The 3,764-nt window shown below is 75.5% G+C and carries 4 protein-coding genes; 2 read left to right on the plus strand and 2 right to left on the minus strand.

Annotated elements, in window-relative coordinates:
• Positions 1 to 38: 38 nt before the first annotated feature.
• Both ABD308_RS39760 and ABD308_RS25810 read left to right on the plus strand, forming a co-directional pair.
• Positions 39 to 443 carry a universal stress protein gene (locus ABD308_RS39760; RefSeq protein WP_425554849.1) on the plus strand — a complete coding sequence of 135 codons (405 nt, stop codon included), beginning with the start codon at positions 39 to 41 and terminating at the stop codon, positions 441 to 443.
• 167 nt (positions 444 to 610) lie between these two features.
• On the plus strand, positions 611 to 1,642 hold the full coding sequence (locus tag ABD308_RS25810; RefSeq protein WP_344339013.1) for an Acg family FMN-binding oxidoreductase: 1,032 nt from the start codon (positions 611 to 613) through the stop codon (positions 1,640 to 1,642).
• A gap of 67 nt (positions 1,643 to 1,709) precedes the next feature.
• Here ABD308_RS25810 and ABD308_RS25815 read toward each other — a convergent pair whose 3' ends face one another.
• Positions 1,710 to 2,147 (minus strand): DUF8189 domain-containing protein, encoded by a 438-nt coding sequence (locus ABD308_RS25815; RefSeq protein WP_344339015.1) that lies wholly within the window; start codon positions 2,145 to 2,147, stop codon positions 1,710 to 1,712.
• A 94-nt stretch (positions 2,148 to 2,241) separates the two neighbouring features.
• Positions 2,242 to 3,516 carry a hypothetical protein gene (locus tag ABD308_RS25820; protein WP_344339016.1) on the minus strand — a complete coding sequence of 425 codons (1,275 nt, stop codon included), beginning with the start codon at positions 3,514 to 3,516 and terminating at the stop codon, positions 2,242 to 2,244.
• Between the last annotated feature and the right edge of the window lie 248 nt (positions 3,517 to 3,764).

Raw genomic sequence — 3,764 nt, forward strand, 5'->3', positions numbered from 1 at the left:
CGATCCCGGCGGCGGTGCCGGCCGAGGTGGTGGTCGGCGTGGACGCCGCCGCGCCCGACGACACGGTGCTCGACTTCGCCTTCCACGAGGCGCGGCTGCGCGGCGCCCGGGTCCGCGCCATCCACGGCTGGGACCTGCCGCCCGCCTTCGCCGTTGTCGGCTTCCTGCCGTCCGGCGCCGAGATGGCCCAGCTCCAGGTGGCGGAGGAGAAGGCCCTCGCCGCCGCCCTCGCCGCCCACCGCGAACGCCACCCGGGCACCGAGGTCGTCGAAGAGGCCCGCCTCGGCGCCGCCCGCACCCTCGTCGAGGACTCCGCCGGCGCCGCACTGGTCGTCGTCGGCCGCCGTCGCCGCCCCCACGACCTCGGCCCCCGCCTCGGCCGCATCGCCCACGCGGTCCTCCACCACGCCCAGGCCCCGGTGGCGGTCGTCCCGCACGACTGACCCGGGAAGGCGCGTGCGTCCCCGTTCGGGCCGGTGGTCGGGGGCATCCGGGTCGTTGGACCCTGTCGTCGTCGGACGGTGCGGCGCACGCTCGGGAGTACCGGGACTCGTGGTCGTGCCGGCCGTGGCGACCGGCTCCGGAGCGTCGAGGCAAGGAGAGGATCATCATGACCCAGTCAGCCCTCACTCCGGCCGACCTGCGGCTGCTCGCCGCCGCCGGCGGCGCGGCGCCCTCGCTGCACAACAGCCAGCCGTGGCGGTTCCGCCCCACTCCGGACGGGGGCGGCGTCGAGGTGCTCGCCGATCCGGACCGGTCCGTCCCGCTCGCGGACGCCAGCGGGGCCGCGCTGCACATCGCCGCGGGCGCCGCCCTGTTCAACCTCCGGGTCGCCGCCTCCCACCTGGGCCGGGAGGCCACCGTCCGGCTGCTGCCGGACCCGGCGGACCCGCACCTGCTGGCCGTCCTCGACCTCTCCGGCCCCGCCGACGACGCGGCGGACGGGCCGTTCGGGCCGGACCTCTACCCGGCGATCGCCGCGCGCCACTCCAGCCGCCAGCCGTTCACCAACCGGGACGTCCCCGAGGCGGTCGCCGCCGAGCTGATCGCGGCAGCGCGGGAGGAGGGCGTGGCGCTGGCGGTGCTGGAGGAGGCCGGGGTGCGGCGGGTGCTGGAGGTCACCGCCGAGGCCGAGGACCGGATCGCGCACGACCCGGCCCGGCAGGCCGAGACCCGCTCCTGGCTGCGGCCGAACACCGGCGGGGACGCCGGTGGGGACGCCGGTGGGGACAAGGGGGACGGCCTGCCGTACGCGGTGCTCGGCCCGCAGGACCACGACGCCCGGGTGCCGATGCGCGAGTTCGCCGGGCGCCCGCCGCATCACGAGGGGCCGCCGCAGCCGTCCCAGCGCTTCGAGGCGCTGCCGCAGCTGTGCACGCTCGCGACCGCCGGGGACGGCCCCGTGGACTGGATCCGCACCGGTCAGGCGCTGGAGCGGGTCTGGTTGCTGCTCACCGCGCACGGGTTGCGGCTGACGGTGTGGCACCAGGCGGTCGAATGGCCCGACCTGCGCTGGCGCCTGCGTGACCCCGCCGAGGGGCCCGGCCACGTCCAACTGGTGCTGCGGGTGGGCTACGGCCCGCCCGGTGCGGCCACCCCGCGCCGGCCGCTGGAGGACGTCCTCGACCTGCCGACGGCGTGACGAGGAAGGTCCGCCGGGCGGATGCGGAGAGGGCCCCCCGCATCCGTCCGGCGGACCGGTTCGTCCGCTAGGAGATCCGCGCCCAGGCGCTCCAGCTGCCGTCCGCGGCGTGGCGCCGTGCCCACAGGCGGTTGTCCGTGCCCCGCGCGGCGATCTCGAACCGGCCCTGGCCCATGTCGGAGGCGGTGATGCCGACCCCGCCGGTCAGGTAGCCGCCCAAGGACGACCAGGAGCCCTTCTTGCCGGACGTGCTGCTCGAACGCGTCCACACCGCGTGGTCGGTGCCGATGACGAACACCTGGCGGCGGCCGTCCCGGTAGGCGTACTCGACGATGCCCGGCGAGCCGTACTCGCCGCCGCAGAGGTACTCCCCGCCCCAGGCCGGGCTGACGCAGTGCATCGGCTCCGCTTGGACGGCGGGCGCCGCCGCCGCGGTGGCGGGCGCCGCGGTCATCGCGACCCCGGCGAGGACGGCGGCGGCCAACGCCGTCTTGATCTTCTTCACGGACACTCCTCAGTCGTTCCTGACCGAGGCCGCCCGCCGACCGGGCAGCCCCCTCAGTGAAGGAGACGGCCGCCCGGCGGCGGGGGGTTCACGGTCAGGAACCCATGGCGGCGAGGTCCTTGATGTCCTGGTAGCTCATCCCCAGCTTGTTGTAGAGCCGCACCTGCTCCTCGTTCACGGTGCCGCCGGCGGTCAGCTCCTTCACCTGGGCGTCGGTGAGCGGCGCGGCCGGCTCGCCCGGGCCGCCGGTGCCGTCGAAGCCGCCGTCGGCGCCCGGCTGGTCTCCGGCGAACCCGCCGGCGAATCCTCCGGCGAACCCGCCCAGCAGGCCGGCGACGCTCTCCGAGGTGATCGCGGTGGCGTCGGCGGGCGCCTGGACCGCCGGGGCGTCCTTGCCGAACGCGATCCGCAGCGGCAGGGGGGTGCCACCGGTGCCGGCCTTCTCGTCCAGCTGGGCGAGGTCGAAGGTGACGGCGGACAGCGCGCCGCCGTCGAGGTAGACGTCCAGGGCGAGGTTGCGGTCCGGCACGTCCGACGGGGCGGTCTTCGGCAGCTTGCCGAGGCTCGGGACGTCCTTGGCGAGCGGCTCGAAGGCCTTCAGCAGGTCGTCCGCCAGCTTGCGGGCCGGGGCGGTGACGGTGATCCGCTCCTTGCCGTCCTGCTTCCCCTTGTCCTCGAAGGAGAGGTCGTTGGTGAGGATGCCCTTCAGCGACGCGGTCAGGTCGCTCTCGACCTTGGGGTCGATCGACGGGGTGGGGGAGGCCCCGGTCCCGCCCGCGCCGTTCGCGCCCTCAGGGTCCGTGAGCTCCTTCGTGTCGAAGGAGACCCACTTGCCCTTCAGCGCGCCCTGGAGGTCGGCCGGCAGGCTCCCGGTGAACTGCTCGATCTCGGAGGCGTCCTCGCCGGTGAGGCCCGCGAAGCCGGCGAGGTCCGCCCGCGCGAAGGTCCGGCCGCCGACCTGGCGCAGTTCGAGCAGCGACGCGCCGCCCTTGCCGGTGAGCGCGAAGGAGGAGGAGAGGGAGTCGTCGGGCTTCGGGGCCGTCCCGGCGGCACCCTCGGACGGCTTGACGTCCTTCAGCGGCTTGTCCGCGCTGAACGCGACGGACAGGCCGACGGTGGCGAGCGCGGCCGCGCTCTCCTTGTCGATCTTCTCGCCGGTGGCCGCCCCGAACGCCTCGATCTGGTCGGCGGTGGCCTCGACCGACAGCTTGGCGCTGAAGGACTTGCCCTGGCCGAGCCGGTCGAAGGCGGTGGACACCTTGTCGGCGGCGCTGAGCTGCTGAACGGTGCCGCACGCGGCGAGGCCGGTGGCGAGAACGGTGCCGCAGGCGGCCGCGACCAGGCTGGTGCGGGCGGTCCGGCGTATCACGGTCTTGATGGGAGCGCTCCTGGGTGTGGCGGCGGGTGCCGGTGCGGCGGGTACGGGCGTGCGTCCGTCCGGGTACGCACGACGTGACGGCGCGGCGACGTGACGACCTGACGGCGTAACGACGTGACACGGACGGGCGCGAGCCCCTCGGGTTGGGCACAAACTACCGGACCGCACCGACGATCCCCGCACGGAACCCCTGATGGCGACCGGCGTCCCGCGCGAAGTCGCCGCCCCGGCGTCCCGCG

Origin of the sequence: Kitasatospora putterlickiae (genome assembly GCF_039527695.1) — a bacterium.
In the GTDB taxonomy this organism is placed as follows: domain Bacteria; phylum Actinomycetota; class Actinomycetes; order Streptomycetales; family Streptomycetaceae; genus Kitasatospora; species Kitasatospora putterlickiae.

What these genes read in the sequence shown, in the direction of transcription:
- ABD308_RS25810 (WP_344339013.1), top strand. Translation starts at nt 611, where the DNA reads ATGACCCAGTCAGCCCTCACTCCGGCCGACCTGCGGCTGCTCGCCGCC.